This window comes from Gammaproteobacteria bacterium (genome assembly GCA_015709615.1).
Taxonomy (GTDB): domain Bacteria; phylum Pseudomonadota; class Gammaproteobacteria; order Burkholderiales; family Nitrosomonadaceae; genus Nitrosomonas.
On the sequence record CP054179.1, the window covers coordinates 2,847,540 to 2,867,280 of the forward strand.

The window sequence follows — 19,741 nt, forward strand, 5'->3', positions numbered from 1 at the left end:
AACAATAGTGAAAGTGTTGTTCATTCTGCCGATAAGTTTCACTTATTGATATAAAGGTTATGCTTATTTTTCAATATAATTAATGAGTGATTCTTGTAGGATATTTGGAGTTCTTTTGTTTCTGGTGCAGAGAAGCACGTTTGAGGGCGATTGTGCAAAACTGAAGTGCGTGTATTTTACGGGGTTGGTCGAAATTGTGTGAGATTCGGATATAAATAGGATGAGAGGTGATTCAGCTTCCTTAATTTACGGAAAAGGCTCCCTTTGACTGCAATTCATGCAGTAATTGCAGACCAATAAGCGTTCGATAGTAAACGCCTTGCCATTATTTTTTGTTCAACGGTAATTTCACCGAGTCCTATGAAGTGCTGCCGGTGATACAAGCGCATTATTTGTCCTGCCGGTAGAGTGCAACTACCCGATTGACATTCAACGGTGCGGCCTTGCTGCAGCCATAATGCCGATTGATCTTCTAGCGTTACTTTCGGGTATGCTTGTACCAGACAATCGACCGGCAGTAAGCACGCGTCTCTTGCGATAGCATCCATTGCTTCCAGCATCGGTACTGTATATGCCTGGGACAAATCGAATTTATCAATAGCGGTGCGGCGCAGACTGATCAGATAGGCGCCGCCGAAACCCAGTGCTTTGCCGATGTCTTCCGCCAGTGTCCGGATATAGGTACCGGTGCCGCATTGGATGCTCAAGCACAATTCATTTTGCCGCAATGACCGGATTTGTATGCCGTAAATGGTGATCTTGCGTGCCGGCCTGGCAATGAATTCGCCATCTCTGGCGTAGGCGTACAACGGTTTTCCTTGATGTTTGAGCGCGCTGTACATGGGCGGGATTTGCAAGATGTCGCCGACAAAGTTTTTTAACGCCTGTTCACATTCGGCGAGAGCCGGGTTTGGCACGGTTGTTGATGTTTGACTGATTTCACCTTCCGCATCGCCTGTCGTGCTCAAATAACCGAGCTTCAGGGTTGTTTCGTAGGTTTTATTGGCACCCAGCAAAATCGATGAAAACTTGGTTGCTTCACCGAAGCAGACCGGAAGCAATCCGGTTGCCAGCGGATCCAAGGTGCCGGTGTGTCCGCATTTGGTTGCGGAGAAAAGATGCTTGGCGATCTGAATGGCTTTATTGGACGAGACATTGAGGGGCTTATCCAGTAATAGAACACCGCTGATATTACGTTGTTTCGGTTTAGCCAAATCTGTGCGAGGAATATTTGAATGCAATCGTCCGTTTGATTGCTCAGGTTTCCGGATCGATGTGATGAGTGGCTTTGTCTTGCGCAATCGCTTCGTCAATCAATTTCGACAGACGTACGCCGCGTTCGACCGATTCATCAAAAACAAAGTGAAGTTGCGGTGTGATTCTCAACTTCATGCGGTGCGCCAGATGGGTGCGCAAAAAGCCTTTGGCGTGTTCCAGTCCTTTTTCTACCAGCAGATTTTCTTCCGGCGTGCATAAGGTGGTGTAAAAGATCTTGGCGTAGCTGTAATCGCGCGTGACTTCAACAGCCGTAATCGTGACATGATGGCGCACGCGGGGATCTTTGATTTCATTTTGTATCAAGTCCGCCAGTTCTCGTTGTATTTGATCGGCAACGCGTAGTGTGCGGGAAAAATCTTTCGGCATAGGTGCTTGAATCAGAGCGCTAGATTATAACGATCTCGCGGTTTCGACGATTTCATAAACTTCCAGTTGATCGCCTATCTGAATATCGTTGAAATTTCTGAGCGATAAGCCGCATTCAAATCCTTCCCTGACCTCTTTGACGTCATCCTTGAAGCGTTTCAGCGAATCGAGCTCGCAGCTGTGAATGACCAGTCCGTCGCGTAACACCCTGATCAAAGAATTTCTTTTTACGATACCGTCCAGCACATAGCAGCCTGCAACCACGCCGACTTTCGGGATGCGGTAAATTTCACGGATATCGATCAGCCCGATGATGCTTTCTTTACGCTCAGGCGACATCAGGCCGGAAAGCGCTGCTTTAATTTCATCAACCGCTTCGTAAATGATATTGTAGTAGCGCACGTCAACGCCAGTAGACGCGATCAGTTTGCGCGCGCTGGCGTCCGCGCGCACATTGAAGCCGATGATGACGGCTTTAGATGCCAGCGACAGATTGACATCGGATTCGATAATCGCACCCACGCCGCTATGAATGATATTGACCTTGACTTCGTCCGTTGAAATCTTTTGCAACGCATAAGCCAAAGCCTCACAGGAGCCTTGCACGTCGGCTTTGATGATGAGGGACAGCACCTTGACGTCTTCTTGCTGATCAAACACGTTTTCAAGTTTTGCCGCCTGTTGCTTGGCAAGTTTCACGTCGCGGTATTTACCTTGGCGGAATAGCGCGATTTCACGCGCTTTGCGTTCGTCATCGAGCACCAGTACGGTTTCACCCGCCTCGGGCACTTCCGATAATCCTTGAATTTCAACCGGAATAGAGGTACCCGCCTGCTTGATCGCTTTGCCGTTTTCATCATTCATGGCGCGCACTTTGCCGAAAACCGCGCCCGCCAGCAACACGTCGCCGCGATGCAACGTTCCGGATTGCACCAGGATCGTCGCAACCGGGCCGCGGCCTTTATCCAGTCGTGATTCAATCACAACGCCTTTGGCCGGTGTTTTGGCCGGTGCTTTCAATTCCAGCACTTCTGCTTGCAGCAGTATACTTTCCAGCAGAGCATCAATGCCTTGCCCGGTTTTTGCCGATACTTCGACAAACATTGTATCGCCGCCCCAGTCTTCCGGCACCACTTCGTGCGCGACCAGTTCATGCCGGATCCGTTCGGCATTGGCTTCCGGTTTGTCGATTTTATTTACCGCCACGATGATGGGGATCTTGGCTGCTTTGGCATGGTGAATAGCTTCGATCGTCTGCGGCATGACGCCATCATCCGCTGCCACCACAAGGATGACAATGTCGGTGATTTTGGTGCCGCGTGCGCGCATAGCCGTAAAGGCTTCGTGACCCGGTGTGTCGAGAAAAGTGACCATGCCGTGATCGGTTTCCACATGATAAGCGCCGATATGCTGGGTTATTCCGCCAGCCTCGCCGCCGGCAACGCGGGTGCGGCGGATATAGTCCAGCAGTGAGGTTTTGCCGTGATCGACATGCCCCATGACCGTAACGACTGGAGCGCGTGGAGATAATTCCGCTTCGGTGGCGGAGGCTTCATGGTCGGCAAGAAAATTCTCAGGGTTATCGATCTCGGCATATTTTGCGATATGTCCCATTTCTTCAACCACGATCATGGCCGTATCCTGATCCAGCATTTGATTGATCGTGACCATGCTGCCCATTTTCATCAATACCTTGATGACATCGGCGGCCTTTACCGACATTTTCTGTGCCAGCGCACTGACGGAAATGGTTTCGGGCACCATGATTTCACGCACGATCGGTTCTGTCGGCGCGGAAAAAGCGTGAATATTCTGTTCTTCGGCATGCGCCGGTTTGCTGTGTTTGTCTCTACGCGTGCGCCAGCCTTGCTGGCTGTTGGGAAGATCACCGCCGCGGGTTTTTACGCTGCGCTTCTTGGTGTTTTCATCTTTCCAGACGACTTGCTGCTGCTTGGCTTGCTTCTTCTTTTTATCGGCTTTTTCTTCGGGTTTTACTGCGGGTTTATGCAGCGTCCCGTCAGTCGAGCCGGGATGTGTATCCTCCATCCGTTGTTCAGGTTCGATTTTCTTTGCGGCTTCCGGTTCCCCTGACGGCGCGGGCTTTGTTACCGGCGGCGCAGTCTTGATTTCTGCTTCCGGTTCCCCTGTTTTTTTCTTGATCTCTTCTTCTGTCTCGGCTTTTCTGCGCGCTCTTTTTTGTTTGATTTCCTCGGTTTGGCGCGCAATCAGCTCCGCTTGTTTTCTTGCTTCTTCGTTGCGCAGGGCCAATTGTTCCGCATCGATGACCGGTGTGGGTTCTTTAATCGCCGGAGCGGTGTCAAGCGGCTTAGCGGTTTCTGGGGAAGTTTCAGCTTCGTCCGTCACGCCGGGTTTCGCTACGACACGTCTTTTTCTGACTTCGACTTGAATTGTTCGCGGTCTGCCCGTGCTGTCGGATTTTCGTATTTCGGAAGTTTGCCGGCGCGTTAGAGTGATTTTGCTTCTGGTCTCGGTGGCGCCATGTGTTTTTCTTAGATAGTCGAGTAGCTGCGCTTTATCTTGCTCTGTCAAACTGTCTTCCGCCAGCGTTTTTTTCACACCGGCGGCTTTAAGCTGCTCCAGCAGAACGGCCGGTAACAAACCCAGTTCATTAGCAAATTGTTCCACACTCATTTGAGCCATTTATAACCCTTCAACAAACAAAACGACATGCAAGACTTCCAGAAATTAACGTTCCGGCCGTATTCCAGCCGGTTGCTTGAATCAAGTAAACCATGGTTCACGTGCTTTGATAATTAACCGGTTCGCGCGTTCAATATCGATACCGGTTATCTCGACCAGATCATCGGCGGCCAAATCGGCCAGATCGGCTTGCGTGTTAATACCTTTTGCAGCCAATTCGCGCACGATATCGATATCCATCCCTTCTATTGCAAGCAAATCCTCGGCGACATGCTCAACCTTTTCTTCATTGGCGATAGCATCCGTCAGCAGCGCATTACGCGCGCGATTACGTAGTTCATTGACGGTTTCTTCGTCCAGCGATTCGATTTCCAGCATCTCATTTAATGGTACGTAAGCCACTTCTTCCAGCGTGACAAAACCCTCTTGCACGAGAATTTCCGCGATTTCCTCATCAACATCGAGCTTCTGCATAAAGAGCTGGCAGGTTTGCGATGTTTCCTGTTCATGCTTGGCTTTGGACTCATCCACCGTCATGATGTTGAGTTCCCAGCCGGTCAATTCGGAAGCCAAGCGCACATTCTGTCCGCCGCGGCCGATGGCTTGTGCAAGGTTATCATCATCGACCACGATGTCCATGCTATGTTTTTCTTCATCGACCATGATGCTGCTGATTTCTGCGGGTGCCAGCGCATTGATGATAAAAGTCGCGGGATCGTCCGACCACAACACGATATCCACACGCTCTCCGGCCAGTTCGCTGATAACCGCCTGGACTCTCGAACCGCGCATGCCAACGCAAGTGCCGATTGGGTCGATACGCTGGTCGTTTGATTTGACAGCAATCTTGGCGCGCGACCCGGGGTCTCGCGCTGCCGCTTTGATTTCCAGTAAACCTTCCTCAATTTCCGGGACTTCCAGTTCAAATAATTTCATCAGAAATTCGGGGGAAATACGGGAAAGCTTTAATTGTGGTCCTCTGGCGGCGCGATCCACTTTATGGAGGTAAGCGCGCACCCGGTCACCGACACGCAAATTTTCTTTCGGTATCATCTGGTCGCGCGGAAGCTCGGCTTCGATTTTTCCGGATTCGATGATGGCATTACCGCGCTCCATGCGCTTGATCGTGCCGGTAATTAAATAATCTCCACGCTCGAGGAAATCATTCAGTGTTTGTTCGCGTTCGGCGTCGCGTATTTTCTGGAAAATGACCTGTTTTGCCGCCTGTGCTCCGATGCGTCCGAATTCGATGGGCTCCAGCGGTTTTTCAAGATACTCGCCAAGCTGGATGCCGGCATCGGTTTTTGCCGCGTCACTTAAGGAAATCTGGCGCGCAGGATCTTCCACGGCATCATCTTCAACAACCAGCCAGCGGCGGAAGGATTGGTGATCTCCTGTGACTCTGTCAATAGAAACACGAGTTTCAATATCCTCTTGAAACCGTTTTTTCGTGGCGGACGCCAAAGCAAGTTCGAGCGCGCTGAAAACGATTTCTTTTTCCACCGCTTTTTCGCGCGCCAATGCATCAACCAACAGTAAAATTTCCCGGCTCATAATCCTCCAGCCAAATCTTCTTTATATACCTACAATTTTGGAGCCAAACGCGCTTTTCCAACGTTACTCAATTCAAGATCCAACAATTTCCCTTCGACTTCAAGTTTTATTATGCCATTATTTACTTCTCGCAAAACGCCCACAAAATTCCGCTGCCCCTGTACTGGAATGCGCAGTTTTAGTTTGATCGTTTCTCCTGTGAAACGAATAAAATCCGCTTCCTTCCGCAACGGTCTGTCCAATCCGGGGGACGAAACTTCCAATCGGCCGTAGTCGATGTTTTCAACTGCGAACAACCTGCTCAAATGATTACTGATTGTTACACAGTCATCGATGCTGATACCACCTTCTTTGTCGACAAATATTCTTAATAATTTGTTGTGCGCTAATTGTTCCACTTCGACCAGCTCGTAGCCCATTCCCTTTAGAGTCGACTCCAATAATTCCTCTAATGCCATAGCTCCACCACAAATAAAAAATGGGCTGAAAAAGCCCATCGAATTTATTGATTTTATTTTAACAAATTTTTATAAAATAGGAAACATAAACTTTTGCCAACAGTAATATTTCCAAGCATTTTCAGCGTCTTTCCGGAGCCCCTCCGGTAATTTTTCTAGCGGTTTTTCGGCGTTGTTTTTTTTGGTAAAAATAGAAGTAGCAATGGTGCTTGGTGCCAATGATACAATTCGGTTCGAGTTTGCTGAACAAATGAGTACAGTATTGGAGATAGCGCATGTCGACCATTGAATCCGTTTTGAACGAAATCCGTATTTTTCCGCCTTCCAGTGAATTTGCCCGTCAAGCCAATATCGCCGGCATTCAAGCATACCAAGCGTTGTGCGCGGAAGCGGAGCAGGATTATCAGGGTTTTTGGGCGAAGCGGGCAAATGAACTGATTCTTTGGCATAAACCTTTTACGCAAGTATTGGATGACAGTGCGGCGCCGTTCTATAAATGGTTTGCCGATGGGAAATTAAACGTTTCCTATAACTGCCTTGACCGGCATTTAGCTACACAAGCAGACAAAATCGCCATTATTTTTGAATCGGATGAAGGCGACGTGCAGCGTGTCACTTACCGCGATCTGCATCAGCGCGTTTGCCAGCTGGCCAACGCATTGCAGTCGCACAATATCAAAAAAGGCGACCGGGTTGTCATTTACATGCCGATGCGCATTGAAGCGGTGGTCGCCATGCAAGCGTGCGCGCGTATCGGTGCGATTCATTCGGTGGTGTTCGGCGGTTTTTCCGCCAAAAGCTTGCACGAACGCATTCATGATGCCGGTGCGGTGGCGGTGATCACCGCCGACGAGCAAGTTCGCGGCGGTAAGCGCAATCCGCTCAAAGCTACCGTCGACGAAGCCATGCGCATGGGCGATACCACTTCGGTTCAATTGATCGTGGTGTACCGGCGCACCGGCGGAGAGATTCCCTTCGATCCGGCGCGCGATGTCTGGTGGCATGACATTACGCAGGATGCTGGCACTGACTGTGAACCGGAATGGGTCGATGCCGAGCATCCTTTGTTTACGCTGTACACTTCGGGATCGACGGGTAAGCCTAAAGGGGTACAACATTCCAGCGCGGGTTATTTGCTTGGAACCAAAGTCAGCATGCAGTGGATTTTTGACTATAAGCCCACGGATATTTTCTGGTGTACGGCCGATGTCGGCTGGATTACCGGCCATAGTTATGTCACGTACGGGCCGCTGGCTATGGGGGCGACTCAAGTGATTTTTGAGGGTATTCCGACGTATCCGCACGCCGGGCGCTTTTGGGAAATCATCCAGAAGCATAAAGTAACCACGTTTTACACCGCGCCCACTGCGATCCGCTCGCTGATCAAATTGGGTGGCGATCTGCCCGCGCAGTACGATCTCTCGTCGCTGCGGTTATTGGGATCGGTGGGTGAGCCGATCAATCCGGAAGCCTGGATGTGGTTTTATGAAAAAGTGGGCCGGTCGCGTTGTCCGATTGTCGACACCTGGTGGCAGACGGAAACCGGTTGTCACATGATTGCGCCAACCCCGGGCGCTGTTGCGCTCAAGCCGGGTTCGTGCACATTTCCGCTGCCGGGTATTGTTGCGGCAATTGTCGACGAAGCGGGTCACGATGTCGAAAACGGCAAAGGTGGTTTTCTGGTGATCAAAAAACCTTTTCCTTCGCAAATCCGCACGCTCTGGGGCGATCCGGAACGTTTCAAAAAAGCATATTTCCCGGAAGACATCGGACACGGCCAATATTATCTGGCAGGCGATTCCGCGTACCGTGACAAAGATGGTTATTTCTGGATCATGGGGCGCATCGATGACGTGCTGAACGTTTCCGGACATCGTTTGGGCACGATGGAAATCGAGTCGGCTCTGGTTGCCCACCCTCTGGTCGCGGAAGCGGCGGTTGTTGGCAAGCCGCATGAAATCAAAGGTGAAGCGGTGATTGCTTTTGTCGTGCTGAAGGGTAAATATCCGCACGGCGAGGAAGTTATCCAAATCGCCGATACTTTGCGCGACTGGGTGGCGAAAGAGATCGGTCCAATCGCCAAGCCCGAGGAGATCCGTTTCGGGGAAAATCTGCCCAAGACCCGGTCGGGCAAAATCATGCGCCGGTTATTGCGTACATTAGCCAAAGGCGAGGAAATCACGCAGGATATTTCCACGCTGGAAAACCCGGCGATCCTGGAACAGCTGAAATATCCGTCAAAATAATATTCAGTATTGCTATTTGAACAATTGGTTCGCGAGAAACCGGAGAGTTATGTCATCACCATTTGTAATTGATTATGAGCATGGCATCAGTGCCATCGATGCACAGTTTCACCGCCCCAAACGGGCGGCGATTCATTTGATTGTCGAAAAAGGCGCGGCCGCGCTGGTGGATACCGGCACCACGTTTTCCATCTCCGGCGTGGCTGAGGCACTCGAGCAAAAGAACATCCCCGCCGAGGCGGTTGCTTATGTCATCTTGACGCATATCCACCTGGATCACGCCGGTGGCGCCAGTGAATGCATGCGTTTATTTCCGAATGCTAAACTGGTCGTGCATCCGCGCGGCGCCAGTCATATGGCGAATCCGGCGCGGCTGGTCGCCGGTGCCGTAGGCGTTTATGGCGAGGCCGAGTTCAGGCGCGTGTATGGAGAGATTTATCCGATTGACGCCGGGCGCATTATCGAAGCGCCGGATGAAAGCCGTATCGATCTGAATGGCCGTTCGCTGTTGTTTCTCGACACACCGGGGCATGCGCGCCATCATAATTGCATTTATGACGAACGCAGTCAGTCTTTTTTTACCGGCGATACTTTCGGTGTTTCATACCGGGAATTCGATGTCGATGGCTTGGAGTTTGTCATTCCGACCACGTCGCCGGTGCAATTCGATCCCAATGCGGCGCATGCGTCGATTGACCGTATCATGCGTTATCAGCCGCGTTATGCTTATCTAACGCACTATAGCCAGATCGGTCATCTCGCGCGCCATGCCCAATCCTTGCATGATTTGCTCGATGCGCACGTGGAGATCGCGCAGTGCGCAAAAAATGAAGAAGACCGGCAAAGCGTGATTGCAAGCGCATTACGGGAATTGTTTCTGCAACGCCTGGAAAAACATGGCTGCCGGTTACCGCTGGATGCGGCCGATGAACTGTTACGTTCGGATATCCGGCTGAACGCGCAAGGATTGATTCATTGGCTTGATCAACCTGCTGAGCGTTTCAAGCAGCTTTGATTGCTAAAATGCTGGTATTGGTTGCTGATAAGAAAAGAGGGGCTAAGCCGCACGATTGACTTAACCCCATCACTTCGGAGAGTTTTACGCGGTAACTTTTTTGCTTGAATAATGTACTCTGGATTTGGATGAACCTGTGCCCATCACAATCACCAGATAATTTACGTACAGCACTGCGCCAAGAATAATATCGGAAATAACCCATTCGGTTACCGATTCCGGCAGGTCATACAGCGACAAAATACCAAAAAATATGCCGCTAATAACCAACGCTGAAATAACGAAAATATGACCTGTTTTCATGAAAATCTCCTAGTTTGAAATTGGTTGAGGTTGTTTGAAAAAGCGTTTACGGCAAATTTGAGGATAACCTTCACAAAAAGTTCACATTTATTTCACGATTTATTCACACAATTAGCCTTCTTATTGAAAAATAAGCGAAATATTTTTATGAAAAATTGTAAAAATCGAGTAAAAGTGGCGTGCGCCAAATTGCGCTAGAATGACTCAGACTGCATTTGTGAGGAGATTTAGCAGATGAATACCTTGTTTTTGCCGCTCAAGTTCGGTGCGCTGACCGTGCCGAATCGCATTTTCATGGCGCCGTTGACGCGTTGCCGTGCAGGCGACGAGCATCTTCCGAATGCCATGATGGCGCAGTATTACGCGCAACGGGCAAGTGCCGGATTGATCATTGCCGAAGCGACGATGGCGATCGAAGGCAACTCGGCATTCTGGAAGGAACCGGGTGTTCACTCGGAAGCACAAGTTACCGGCTGGAAGCTGGTGACCGATGCCGTACATACGGCCGGCGGCAGAATCTTTCTGCAACTCTGGCATGGCGGCCGAGCGTGTCATCCGCTGCTCAATGGCGGCGCGCAGCCGGTTGCGCCGAGCGCCATCGCCATTGCCGATGAAGTGCGCACGCCGGAAGGAAAAAAGCCTTATGCTGTGCCGCGCGAATTGCGTGACGACGAATTATCCGGCATCGCCGCCGGATTCAAGAAAGCGGCGCAAAATGCCTTGACTGCCGGTTTCGACGGCATCGAAATCCACGGCGCGAACGGCTATTTGCTCGATGAATTTTTGCGCGACGGCTCAAACAAGCGTACCGGACCGTACGGCGGTTCGATTGCAAACCGCGCGCGCCTGACCTTGGAAGTGCTCGAGGCCGTCAGTGCCGTGTGGGGCAGCGAGCGGGTCGGTTTGCGTATTTCGCCGCTGAGCAGTTACAACAGCATGATCGACAGCGATCCGGCCGGATTATCTACTTGGCTGGCCAGGCGGCTCAATGACTATCATCTGGCATACTTGCACGTGATTCGCGGCGATGTTTACCGCCAGCAAAGCGGCGATGTTCTGACGCCGATCCGTCAGCATTACAACGGCGTCTTGATCAGCAATATGGGTTACACCGCGGAAGAGGCGGAGCGCGACATTGCCGTGGGCAAAGTCGATGCCGTGGCTTTCGGCGTCAGCTTCCTGGCGAATCCCGATTTACCGGCGCGGATCAAAACCGGTGCGCCGCTCAATGAACCCAATCCGGCTACGTTTTATACCTTCGGCGCGGAAGGCTATACCGATTATCCAACGTTAAATACTGTGCTGGAGCGCTGATATGCGATTGCTGCCACTTTTTCTCCTGATCGTTTTGCTCGGCGGGTGCGTTTCGGTACCGCAAAATGTCGCACCGGTTGACGGCTTCGAACTCAACCGCTATCTAGGAAAATGGTACGAAATCGCCCGCCTCGACCATTCGTTTGAACGCGGATTGGCCAATATCACTGCCGAGTACTCGCTGCGCGAAGACGGCGGCGTCAAAGTTGTCAACAAAGGTTTCTCGGTTGCGGATAACAAATGGAAGGAAGCGGAAGGCAAAGCGTATTTCGTCAGAGATCCACAGGAGGGCTATCTGAAAGTTTCCTTCTTCGGCCCGTTTTACGGTGCGTACATCGTGTTCGAACTGGATAAGGAAAACTATCAATACGCCTTCATCACCAGTTACGACAAATCCTATCTGTGGCTGCTGGCAAGAACTCCGGTGGTGAGCGATGAAGTGCTGAATCGTTTTGTGCAAAAATCCGGCGAACTGGGTTTTGCAACGGACAAATTGATTTTTCCAAAACAGGACTAACTCAAACTGTGATGTGGACCGGATCAACGCGATGCAGCAATTACTCATTACCCTAGGCATCATTTTACTCGTGCTCGGTTTGCTGTGGCCGTGGCTATCGCAACTGCCGCTCGGCCGTTTGCCCGGCGATATTCATATCGAACGCGAGAATTTCAGCTTTCATTTTCCGCTGATGACGGGGCTGGTCATTTCCGTCGTGTTGACGCTGATACTGTGGTGGTTACGGAAGTGAATCATCCCGTAAAGAATTTTTCGTGGATGCCGGGAATGTGTGAATTCGGTATGGCTTCCTGGTTTTTTATTAGGAATCCGTGCTGCTCAGTCCTGAAGATTCCAGTCTGATTTAATCCCTATGGATCTAATTTTTCGACCCTTGGAGCGCGAGCTGGTTGAAAACCGGCAAATTGAAACGTGATTAATATCCCGCTGCTTGCGGCGATTTGCTTAGATGCGCTTTATTATAAACGACAATTCCAACCCGATCGATGTGCGCGATCAAACCGGTGTTTTCAAGCTGGCGGTATTGCGACAGATCGACGGTATACGGCAGCATCAAATCGTCGATTTCGTTTTCGATTTGCATCAGTTCATCGAAAGAAATTTCGTCACCCTTGATGGTCAGGTCGATATCGGAACCTGCACGGTAATTTCCCTTGGCGCGTGAGCCGTACAACAGTACCGAGTCGATGGCGGTGTGTTGCGCGAATACGCTGTTGAGCTTTTCCAAGGTCGCGGGTGGTAAACCGAACGGACGTTCATCGGTCATGGCCGGTATTTTTCCATTTCGTTTTTTAGCGCGACGAACAATGGGTAGTAATGATGGATGATCGCATCGGTCAACCGCTCGGCAGTGCGTTCATCGTAAGTGTGCGATGAGACATTACGGCTTTGTATCATCGCCATCCATTGTTCACCGTCTTGAATCAATTCAACCTTGAACGCTTCCCGGGTGGCATCCCTGGAGCCTTTAATATTTTGATTGCCTTGATCTTGCAAGAAATCTTTCAATAGATTCCAAGCCAATTCATGCGTGAATTCGAATGCTTGGATAACACCTTGTTTTTCCAATGCACTGAGCGCACGCTGTTGACTGAGCTCAACTGCGCTTTGCAGTTGCAGCAAAGCTTTTTGGTAGCTGGCGAAACGTTGCTGCCAGCGAATATCGGGATTATTCATGGTCGTTCATTTTTCAAGCGGAATTGAAAGTCTCGGCGAGCCCGGATTTAAATCCGGTTGTTCATCACTGAATAGCACCGTCTATGCCTTTCGTCAATTGATGAATCACTTTTCCCGTCATGTCTTGCAACGTCACTTGCAACGGCATTTTGCCCAGTGCATGCGTGGCACAGGAAAGACACGGATCGTACGCGCGCACGGCGACTTCGAGGTGGTTTAGCAGCGCTTCGGTGATTTCATGGCCGTCGAGGTATTGGTTGGCGACCACGCGCACCGATTCGTTCATGGCCTGGTTGTTGCTGGTGGTCGAGACGATCAGGTTGGCTTGCGTGACCAGTCCTTCTTCGTTGACGTGGTAATGATGAAACAGCGTGCCGCGCGGGGCTTCGATGACGCCGATGCCTTGCGGCTGGTATTCGCCTTTATCCGCCAGTAAATCCGTGCCGGTGATGTCCGGATCTTGCAGCAAGCCGTGAATCGATTCGGCGCAGTGCAACAGTTCGATCATGCGCGCCCAGTGGTATCCCAGCGTGTCGTGTACCGAGCCGCCGTGGCCGGTGGCTTTGAAGCGTTGACGCGCCGCTTCCGCCAACGGTGTTGTGATGACATCGCAATTATTGATGCGCGCCAGCGGGCCGACGCGGTACCAGCCGTGCTCGGTGCCTAAGCTGGAGAAATAGGGAAATTTCAGGTAGCTCCACGAGCGCACTTCTTCTTTGATGATTTGCTGGTAATCGCAGTAATCGAATTGATCGAAAATACCGCTGCCGTCGGCGGCGCGTGCGCGCAGTCCGCCGTGGTAGAACTCCAGCTCACCGTTGGTTCCGGTCATGCCGAGATAATGACTCGGCAGCGTGCCGAAATTGCGATGTTCTGGATGAGCCGTATGAGTGTGCTCGTTCAGCGCCACAGCATCCTGACTCCATTGCAGGATGTCATCAATGTCGGCAAGCAATGCATCGCGTTCCGTTATCGTCAGCGGCTTGTTCATGCCGCCGGGCACGGTGCCGGTGCCGTGGATGCGCTTGCCGGTGATCGCTTCGATGATGCGCTGCCCGTATTTGCGCAGCTTGACGCCTTTCAGCGCGATTTCCGGATATTGCTCCAGCACGCCGGTGATGTTGCGCTTTACCGGATCACTGCCGAAACCGAACAAAAAATCCGGTGACGATAGATGGAAAAAGTGCAGCGCATGCGATTGCAGCATCTGGCCGAAATGCAACAGGCGGCGCAGCTTGGTTGCAGCGGGCGTGAGTTGCTGCACGCCGACGATCTGATCGACCGCTTTCGCGGCGGCTAGCTGATGACTGACCGGGCAGATACCGCATAGACGTTGCACGAAAAACGGTACTTCCCAGAACGGGCGGCCCTGAATGAATTTCTCGAAACCGCGGAATTCGACGATATGAAAGCGCGCCTCGACGATGCGGTTGTTATCGTCGACCAGCAGCGTGATTTTGCCGTGCCCTTCGACGCGCGTGACCGGGTCGATGGCGATGCGGCGGGTAGTTGGTGATGCAGGTTTGTCCGGTTCCATGATGCTCAATCGTAGTGTAATTGGGATTTGGCGATCACCGGTTTTTCCCCGGCCAGCAGCGGTTGCAGCAATTGCAAAAAAGCCTCGGCGGAAGGCGGGCAGCCCGGTAGGAAATAATCGATTGGGACGATCTCACTGACCGGATAAACTTTGTCGAGCAGCAGCGGCAGCTCGGGATCATCCGGGACGCGCGGATGAGTCACATTGGTGCCGCGTAAATACACTTCCTCCAGGCAATCCTGCAAATCGAAGTAATTGCGCATTGCCGGGACACCGCCGTTGATCGCGCACGCGCCAACCGCCACTAGAATCTTGCAGTTAGTGCGAAACTCGCGCAGCACATGCACATTTTCCGCGTTGCACACGCCGCCTTCGATCAAGCCGATATCGCACGGCCCGCAATGCTTGATGTCGGTGAACGGCGAACGATCGAACTCGACGTGCTCCAGCAAACCGGCCAAGCGCTCGTCCATGTCGAGAAACGACATATGGCAGCCGAAACAACCCGCCAATGACGTGGTGGCGATTTTGAGTTTGCGTTTGATCGTGTGCTCAATCGTCATTTTTATCGGATCCATTGCCGGATAGTTCTTACAAAACGGTTGTATGGCTTTTTTGTTTTGTTAGTCAAGAAATTCTGATGAAATGCAGTTATTATCATGAATAATATAATGAATTCCCGGTGCAGAAATTCCTTGATATGGATTGCGATATAAGAGTATAACGTAACGGAGCCGGTTAACGAGAACCGGTCTCGTCTGGTGATAGAGTCGACGATCATCGCTGCCGTTTCGTGAATGTTGACAAGAAATATTCACATATTCAAAGGGGATTTTTCAATGAAAAAATATTTGTCTGCAAAAATAATCGTACCGTTCGCGCTTTTGGCCGGGTCTCAGTTGACTTATGCAAATACAGTCGTAACCCTCGGTGATCAGGATTTTGCCGATGGCGCGACGCCGACCACCGGTGCTTTTCTAACTGCCGGAGGCGGTGAACCCGCGCCGTTCAATGGGGTATTTATTGGTTCGGATTCTGATACTGGCTCGAATTTTTCCGCTAGCTGGGTGTTTTCATATGGCGCGATCGCAGATACCATCATCGGCGGTAGTTTGTCGTTTGGGATTTATGATTACGAATCCGCCGCCACTGGAAGTCAAGTTGCATCCTTTACCGTCAATGGAATTGATCTTACTAGCGCGCTCAATACGCTGTTCGAAGCGCATGGCGGTGTCAACCGGGAAGATAACGTGTATACATTGACGTTACCGGCATCGGCCTTTGCGGGCTTGGCCTCGGGCACGGTTAACGTTTCCTTGGCGCTGGCTGGTCCGGGGCTGGGGTTGTTCGGCGAAACGAAATTTAATGGCGCTGCATTGGATTTCTCCACGCTGGATATCGCCACCGCGGTTCCGGAACCGCTGACGAGCACGCTGCTTCTGATCGGTGTTCCGGCGGTATTGGCTGCGGCGCGGCGCAAGGTGGCTTGATGCGATTGCGTCGTTGTGACTGAAGTTTTTCGCAAACAAGGAGAAAATTATGCCCGACCCCTTTTTAGGTGAAATCAGGACGTTTGCCGGCAATTTTGCCCCCGCCGGCTGGGCTTTATGCCAGGGGCAGGTACTTTCAATCGCGGAGAATGAAGCGCTGTTTTCGCTCATCGGAACAACCTACGGCGGCGACGGTGTATCGAATTTCGCCTTACCGAATCTCGCCAGTCGTATTCCGCTGCACCAAGGCGCCGGGGCCGGCCTCAGTCTGCGAGTAATCGGTGAATTGGGCGGCAGTGAAACAATCACTTTGACTACCGGGCAACTGGCGGCGCACAACCATACCGCGGTCTGCTCCAATACCACCGCCAATAGCACCAGCCCTGTCAACAGCTACTGGTCGACCGATCCCGGCGGCAATACCGGGGCATACAGCACGACCAGCGGCAGCACCATGGCTGCTACGGCGATCGGCAATGCCGGCGGCGGACAACCGCATAACAATGTGCAACCCTATTTGGTCATCAACTACATCATCGCGCTTGAAGGTATCTACCCTCCGAGAGATTAAGAGGATGGCAATCCGGATAACCGTTGAAAAAAAGGAGATCTTTGCATGAGCGATCCGTATATTGGAGAAATCCGTTCGTTTGGATTTAATTTCGCGCCGGTGGGCTGGGCGCAGTGTAATGGACAGTTGCTGCCCATATCGAGTAACACGGCATTATTTTCGATTCTTGGCACAACCTATGGTGGCGACGGCAAAACGACCTTCGCGCTGCCTAATCTTCAAGGCAATGTCGTTATGGGCGCGGGGCAGGGGAGCGGTCTTTCTAACCGTGTTCTGGGTGAATCCGGCGGCACGGTGACGGAGACGCTGACGCTTGAGCAGATTCCGCCGCACACCCATCCGGCCAACGCGCAAGCCGGGAACGGCAACAAACCGGATCCCGCCGGAAATTTCTGGGCGCAGGATCTGGGCGGCAGCAAGGAATACGGCGATAGCGGACCGGCGCAGATGGCGGCTGGAACAATCACCGCTACCGGTGGCGGACAAGCGCACGATAATCTGCAGCCGTATCTGGTGCTGAACTACTGCATTGCACTGCAAGGCGCATATCCGCCCAGAAACTAAAGCCGGATGTTTCGCAGCAAAATTCGACAAAGATAAATGAGAGGATAGTATGGACGAACCATTTTTAGGAGAAATACGGCCCTTTTCTTTCGGTTTTGCGCCGAAAGGCTGGGCGAGTTGCGATGGTCAATTGTTACCGATTGCCCAAAACATGGCGCTGTTTTCCTTACTGGGCACGATGTACGGCGGAGACGGCCGCACCACGTTCGCGCTGCCCGATCTTCGCGGCCGTGCGGGAATGCACCCGAGCTCGGTTCATACCCAGGGAGAACGGGCCGGGCAAGAAAACGTGACGCTTACAACCGCCCAGATTCCCCCGCACAGTCATACGGCAAACTGCAGCAATGTGGTTGGAACCCAAACCAGTCCGGCGGGAAAGTTCTGGGCGCAGGATTCCGACGGCAATGTCGTGTTCAGCAGCACAGGCGGCGCAACCATGGCTGCCGCGGCGATTGGCAATACAGGCGGACAGCCGCATTCCAATATGCAACCTTACCTCGTAGTGAATTATTGCATTGCTGTGCAGGGTATTTTTCCGAGCCGGAGTTAGTAGACAAATACCACCGGTAAGATCCGGTGGTATTTGACTTTTAAGCATTTCATATGGCAGCTCAAAGCCTTATCCGAGCGGTCGATATTTTGGGATTGGAAATCGCGCTCAGAGATCATGTCGAAGGTTGCATACCTGTTTGAGAAAGATAAAGCGTGCTGATTAACACAAACTCCGCCGCCGGAGCATCACGCCAATACCCAATATTCCAGCGATCATCATTGCATAGCCAGAAGGCTCAGGTACCGCCGGTACGCCAGGGCCGGAAATGAGCATATGCACGTCCCGATCAGCCAATGTGTGGCCGCTATAGAAACCGTTGGTATCCAGAATGATCTTATCGATTTCGGATGTATGAGGCGCAACGAGTGTGAAGCCAATGACATGCTTGTCTGACCCGAAGTTACCGGTACCAACGTCTTCTTCGAGCATCGTAAAACGTACAACTGAGCCGCCAAACAATACACTGCCTGTCCATTTTAACTGCCCATCGTGAAGAGAACCGGACGGAAAGTCGTTATCGAGCGGCCCGAAAACACTGGTGACTCCAAACAGGCCTGATAGCTGGATCGTTGCGTGCACGTTACCATTTTCAACGTACCACATATTGTCATTTGGTCCATAGGTTAGCGTGTAGCTGTAGTTGTCGCCAATATGCGAAACAAGCTGGAAATCCAATGCCTGAGCGCTGCCAACCGTCAGCATCGCGGCAGCGCCAATGACGCTGCGGCGAATAAAAACACCTATCGATGAAAACAATTTCAACGGCGAGGAATTTTCCATTTTTCTAAGATTCATCATTATTTTTCCTTGTATATATAAAAAATATTCCTTCAATCAAAATCTGGCTACTAAGGTCATACGCTTCAACAGCACATCACAAACTAGATTTTGATTCCCAATACTATTGCATCACAGAAATATATGCTGAAGTGTAGATGGTTGTAATGGAAATCCATACTATTTTTTTAGTATTTTTGTACAAATTCTGGGGGTGATGTTGGTGTGCTTGATTAACTCACTCGCTGGTTATGCTACTTTTTCCGCAAGCACGGTAGGCTGGGCTGCCGAAGAAAGCCCAGCATCAAGCAGGTATGAAATATCCGGCTTTCTCAGCTAGTGGGTGCGAACCAAGAATTACTGCTTCATTGACCTGACCGCTCCGTTCTTGCATCGCCGAAAAACTTTCTATTATGCGGCCGTTATGATTTTTCTATCCAATCAACTAATTCAGAATAACCCTAAGTATTTTCTTTTTAATTTTTCTAAATTGCCAGAATTCCGCCCAAACAAGATTTTGCTTGTTCCAGACGCGTCAGCGTCGGTAGCAGGTTGAGGCCGGTTTTTTCTTTCAATTTGAGCACCTGTTCCTTGAGCTCATGCAACGGAATCTCGACTTTCTCTCCGGTTGCGGCCAGTGCGATGACGTTGCCGCTGTCGCAGGAAGGGAAAGCCAGTGCGCGTTCGTCGAATGCTGTTTTGATGCGTTCCAGGCTGGCTTGATAGCCGCGGCTGCGGCCCAGCAGATTCACCGCAAGGACGCCGTTATCGCTCAATCGCGCGCGGCACATTTGGTAAAACGGCAGCATGTTCAGTTCACCGGGATGCGCATCGGCGTCGTAGCCATCGACCAGAATCAGGTCGTAAGTCTTGTTCCGCTCGGCGATATAGTGCGAACCGTCGGCGATCACGATGTTCAAGCGCAGCGGGTCGTCCGGCAGTTTGAAAAATTGCCGCGCGGCCGCCACCACGCGTGGCTCGATTTCAACCACGGTCAGTTTCGCCGATGGGTAGTAACGGTACAGAAATTTGGTCAGCGACGCCGCACCCAGACCGATCAGCAGCGCGTTGCGCGGAAAGCGCGCGTCGTCCCGCAGCAACAGGCTCGTCATCATTTCCCGGGTGTAGTCGAGTTCCAAGCGCCAAGGACGCGCGATGCGCATGGCACCCTGTATCCAGTCGGAACCGAAATGCAAGGTGCGCACCCCGGCTGCTTCGCGGATGTCGATGGGGAAAGTCATTATACTTTTGGTATCCGATAGCTTTGTTGGTCGCGATTGCTTAAGGAAGCTCTGAAAAAGGTAGCGAGCGACGGTCAGGCAAGGCGAAATCAGGCGAAAAAGCGCAGTTTACAAGATGTA

At 51.5% G+C, this 19,741-nt stretch carries 21 protein-coding genes; 9 read left to right on the forward strand and 12 right to left on the reverse strand.

Going from position 1 to position 19,741, the window contains the following annotated elements; genetic code table 11:
- Positions 1–275 precede the first annotated feature (275 nt).
- The 5 genes from truB to rimP form a co-directional block, all read right to left on the reverse strand.
- Complete coding sequence (gene truB, locus HRU77_13590; GenBank protein ID QOJ21625.1) at positions 276–1,214, reverse strand: tRNA pseudouridine(55) synthase TruB; 939 nt, start codon at positions 1,212–1,214, stop codon at positions 276–278.
- Between the two features lie 43 nt (positions 1,215–1,257).
- Positions 1,258–1,644, reverse strand: a complete 387-nt coding sequence (gene rbfA / locus HRU77_13595) for a 30S ribosome-binding factor RbfA (GenBank protein QOJ21626.1) — start codon at positions 1,642–1,644, stop codon at positions 1,258–1,260.
- A 24-nt stretch (positions 1,645–1,668) separates the two neighbouring features.
- Complete coding sequence (gene infB, locus HRU77_13600; GenBank protein ID QOJ21627.1) at positions 1,669–4,305, reverse strand: translation initiation factor IF-2; 2,637 nt, start codon at positions 4,303–4,305, stop codon at positions 1,669–1,671.
- 81 nt (positions 4,306–4,386) lie between these two features.
- Positions 4,387–5,859: a transcription termination/antitermination protein NusA gene (gene nusA / locus HRU77_13605; GenBank protein ID QOJ21628.1), complete on the reverse strand. Its 1,473-nt coding sequence runs from the start codon at positions 5,857–5,859 to the stop codon at positions 4,387–4,389.
- Between the two features lie 29 nt (positions 5,860–5,888).
- Positions 5,889–6,317, reverse strand: coding sequence for a ribosome maturation factor RimP (gene rimP / locus HRU77_13610; protein QOJ22188.1), 429 nt, complete (start codon positions 6,315–6,317; stop codon positions 5,889–5,891).
- Positions 6,318–6,592: 275 nt separating this feature from the next.
- On the opposite strand from rimP, the gene acs reads away from it, so the two are divergent.
- Complete coding sequence (gene acs, locus HRU77_13615) at positions 6,593–8,563, forward strand: acetate--CoA ligase (GenBank protein ID QOJ21629.1); 1,971 nt, start codon at positions 6,593–6,595, stop codon at positions 8,561–8,563.
- Positions 8,564–8,612: 49 nt separating this feature from the next.
- On the forward strand, positions 8,613–9,578 hold the full coding sequence (locus HRU77_13620; GenBank protein ID QOJ21630.1) for an MBL fold metallo-hydrolase: 966 nt from the start codon (positions 8,613–8,615) through the stop codon (positions 9,576–9,578).
- Positions 9,579–9,662: 84 nt separating this feature from the next.
- Here HRU77_13620 and HRU77_13625 read toward each other — a convergent pair whose 3' ends face one another.
- Complete coding sequence (locus HRU77_13625; protein QOJ21631.1) at positions 9,663–9,881, reverse strand: C4-dicarboxylate ABC transporter; 219 nt, start codon at positions 9,879–9,881, stop codon at positions 9,663–9,665.
- A 234-nt stretch (positions 9,882–10,115) separates the two neighbouring features.
- Between HRU77_13625 and HRU77_13630 the strand changes: the two genes are divergently transcribed.
- Genes HRU77_13630 through HRU77_13640 form a run of 3 tightly spaced genes read left to right on the forward strand, consistent with a single transcriptional unit; the run spans position 10,116 to position 11,944 of the window.
- Complete coding sequence (locus HRU77_13630) at positions 10,116–11,195, forward strand: alkene reductase (protein ID QOJ21632.1); 1,080 nt, start codon at positions 10,116–10,118, stop codon at positions 11,193–11,195.
- A gap of 1 nt (position 11,196) precedes the next feature.
- Positions 11,197–11,712, forward strand: coding sequence for a lipocalin family protein (locus tag HRU77_13635; protein QOJ21633.1), 516 nt, complete (start codon positions 11,197–11,199; stop codon positions 11,710–11,712).
- Between the two features lie 31 nt (positions 11,713–11,743).
- The gene (locus HRU77_13640) at positions 11,744–11,944 is read left to right on the forward strand and encodes a DUF2905 domain-containing protein (protein QOJ21634.1); all 201 of its coding nucleotides are present in this window, start codon (positions 11,744–11,746) and stop codon (positions 11,942–11,944) included.
- A gap of 183 nt (positions 11,945–12,127) precedes the next feature.
- Here HRU77_13640 and HRU77_13645 read toward each other — a convergent pair whose 3' ends face one another.
- From HRU77_13645 to HRU77_13660, 4 genes are all read right to left on the reverse strand, one after another.
- Positions 12,128–12,478, reverse strand: coding sequence for a nucleotidyltransferase domain-containing protein (locus HRU77_13645; GenBank protein QOJ21635.1), 351 nt, complete (start codon positions 12,476–12,478; stop codon positions 12,128–12,130).
- Positions 12,475–12,888, reverse strand: coding sequence for a nucleotidyltransferase substrate binding protein (locus HRU77_13650; GenBank protein QOJ21636.1), 414 nt, complete (start codon positions 12,886–12,888; stop codon positions 12,475–12,477). Before HRU77_13650 ends, HRU77_13645 begins: the two co-directional genes overlap by 4 nt.
- Before the next feature lie 64 nt (positions 12,889–12,952).
- Positions 12,953–14,425, reverse strand: coding sequence for a Ni/Fe hydrogenase subunit alpha (locus tag HRU77_13655; GenBank protein ID QOJ21637.1), 1,473 nt, complete (start codon positions 14,423–14,425; stop codon positions 12,953–12,955).
- Positions 14,426–14,430: 5 nt separating this feature from the next.
- On the reverse strand, positions 14,431–14,970 hold the full coding sequence (locus tag HRU77_13660) for an NADP oxidoreductase (protein QOJ22189.1): 540 nt from the start codon (positions 14,968–14,970) through the stop codon (positions 14,431–14,433).
- Between the two features lie 294 nt (positions 14,971–15,264).
- Here HRU77_13660 and HRU77_13665 point away from each other — a divergent pair, with 294 nt between their 5' ends.
- From HRU77_13665 to HRU77_13680, 4 genes are read left to right on the forward strand one after another with little or no spacing between them, the layout of a single operon-like run.
- The gene (locus tag HRU77_13665; protein QOJ21638.1) at positions 15,265–15,915 is read left to right on the forward strand and encodes a hypothetical protein; all 651 of its coding nucleotides are present in this window, start codon (positions 15,265–15,267) and stop codon (positions 15,913–15,915) included.
- A gap of 49 nt (positions 15,916–15,964) precedes the next feature.
- Positions 15,965–16,486, forward strand: a complete 522-nt coding sequence (locus HRU77_13670) for a phage tail protein (protein QOJ21639.1) — start codon at positions 15,965–15,967, stop codon at positions 16,484–16,486.
- Positions 16,487–16,531: 45 nt separating this feature from the next.
- Positions 16,532–17,050, forward strand: a complete 519-nt coding sequence (locus HRU77_13675; GenBank protein ID QOJ21640.1) for a phage tail protein — start codon at positions 16,532–16,534, stop codon at positions 17,048–17,050.
- A gap of 49 nt (positions 17,051–17,099) precedes the next feature.
- Positions 17,100–17,600, forward strand: a complete 501-nt coding sequence (locus HRU77_13680; protein ID QOJ21641.1) for a phage tail protein — start codon at positions 17,100–17,102, stop codon at positions 17,598–17,600.
- 162 nt (positions 17,601–17,762) lie between these two features.
- On the opposite strand, the gene HRU77_13685 is transcribed toward HRU77_13680, so the two are convergent.
- Both HRU77_13685 and HRU77_13690 read right to left on the reverse strand, forming a co-directional pair.
- Positions 17,763–18,305 carry a PEP-CTERM sorting domain-containing protein gene (locus HRU77_13685; GenBank protein QOJ22190.1) on the reverse strand — a complete coding sequence of 181 codons (543 nt, stop codon included), beginning with the start codon at positions 18,303–18,305 and terminating at the stop codon, positions 17,763–17,765.
- A gap of 560 nt (positions 18,306–18,865) precedes the next feature.
- Positions 18,866–19,621, reverse strand: coding sequence for a fused MFS/spermidine synthase (locus HRU77_13690; GenBank protein ID QOJ21642.1), 756 nt, complete (start codon positions 19,619–19,621; stop codon positions 18,866–18,868).
- Positions 19,622–19,741 lie beyond the last annotated feature (120 nt).

Bases quoted from the DNA above. Each gene is read 5' to 3' on its own strand.
- rimP (QOJ22188.1), bottom strand. From the start codon at position 6,317: ATGGCATTAGAGGAATTATTGGAGTCGACTCTAAAGGGAATGGGCTAC.
- rbfA (QOJ21626.1), bottom strand. From the start codon at position 1,644: ATGCCGAAAGATTTTTCCCGCACACTACGCGTTGCCGATCAAATACAA.
- HRU77_13630 (QOJ21632.1), top strand. From the start codon at position 10,116: ATGAATACCTTGTTTTTGCCGCTCAAGTTCGGTGCGCTGACCGTGCCG.
- HRU77_13650 (QOJ21636.1), bottom strand. From the start codon at position 12,888: ATGAATAATCCCGATATTCGCTGGCAGCAACGTTTCGCCAGCTACCAA.
- HRU77_13625 (QOJ21631.1), bottom strand. From the start codon at position 9,881: ATGAAAACAGGTCATATTTTCGTTATTTCAGCGTTGGTTATTAGCGGC.
- infB (QOJ21627.1), bottom strand. From the start codon at position 4,305: ATGGCTCAAATGAGTGTGGAACAATTTGCTAATGAACTGGGTTTGTTA.
- acs (QOJ21629.1), top strand. From the start codon at position 6,593: ATGTCGACCATTGAATCCGTTTTGAACGAAATCCGTATTTTTCCGCCT.
- HRU77_13655 (QOJ21637.1), bottom strand. From the start codon at position 14,425: ATGGAACCGGACAAACCTGCATCACCAACTACCCGCCGCATCGCCATC.
- HRU77_13670 (QOJ21639.1), top strand. From the start codon at position 15,965: ATGCCCGACCCCTTTTTAGGTGAAATCAGGACGTTTGCCGGCAATTTT.
- HRU77_13645 (QOJ21635.1), bottom strand. From the start codon at position 12,478: ATGACCGATGAACGTCCGTTCGGTTTACCACCCGCGACCTTGGAAAAG.
- HRU77_13620 (QOJ21630.1), top strand. From the start codon at position 8,613: ATGTCATCACCATTTGTAATTGATTATGAGCATGGCATCAGTGCCATC.
- HRU77_13665 (QOJ21638.1), top strand. From the start codon at position 15,265: ATGAAAAAATATTTGTCTGCAAAAATAATCGTACCGTTCGCGCTTTTG.
- HRU77_13685 (QOJ22190.1), bottom strand. From the start codon at position 18,305: ATGCTGACGGTTGGCAGCGCTCAGGCATTGGATTTCCAGCTTGTTTCG.
- HRU77_13640 (QOJ21634.1), top strand. From the start codon at position 11,744: ATGCAGCAATTACTCATTACCCTAGGCATCATTTTACTCGTGCTCGGT.
- HRU77_13690 (QOJ21642.1), bottom strand. From the start codon at position 19,621: ATGACTTTCCCCATCGACATCCGCGAAGCAGCCGGGGTGCGCACCTTG.
- nusA (QOJ21628.1), bottom strand. From the start codon at position 5,859: ATGAGCCGGGAAATTTTACTGTTGGTTGATGCATTGGCGCGCGAAAAA.
- HRU77_13675 (QOJ21640.1), top strand. From the start codon at position 16,532: ATGAGCGATCCGTATATTGGAGAAATCCGTTCGTTTGGATTTAATTTC.
- HRU77_13680 (QOJ21641.1), top strand. From the start codon at position 17,100: ATGGACGAACCATTTTTAGGAGAAATACGGCCCTTTTCTTTCGGTTTT.
- HRU77_13635 (QOJ21633.1), top strand. From the start codon at position 11,197: ATGCGATTGCTGCCACTTTTTCTCCTGATCGTTTTGCTCGGCGGGTGC.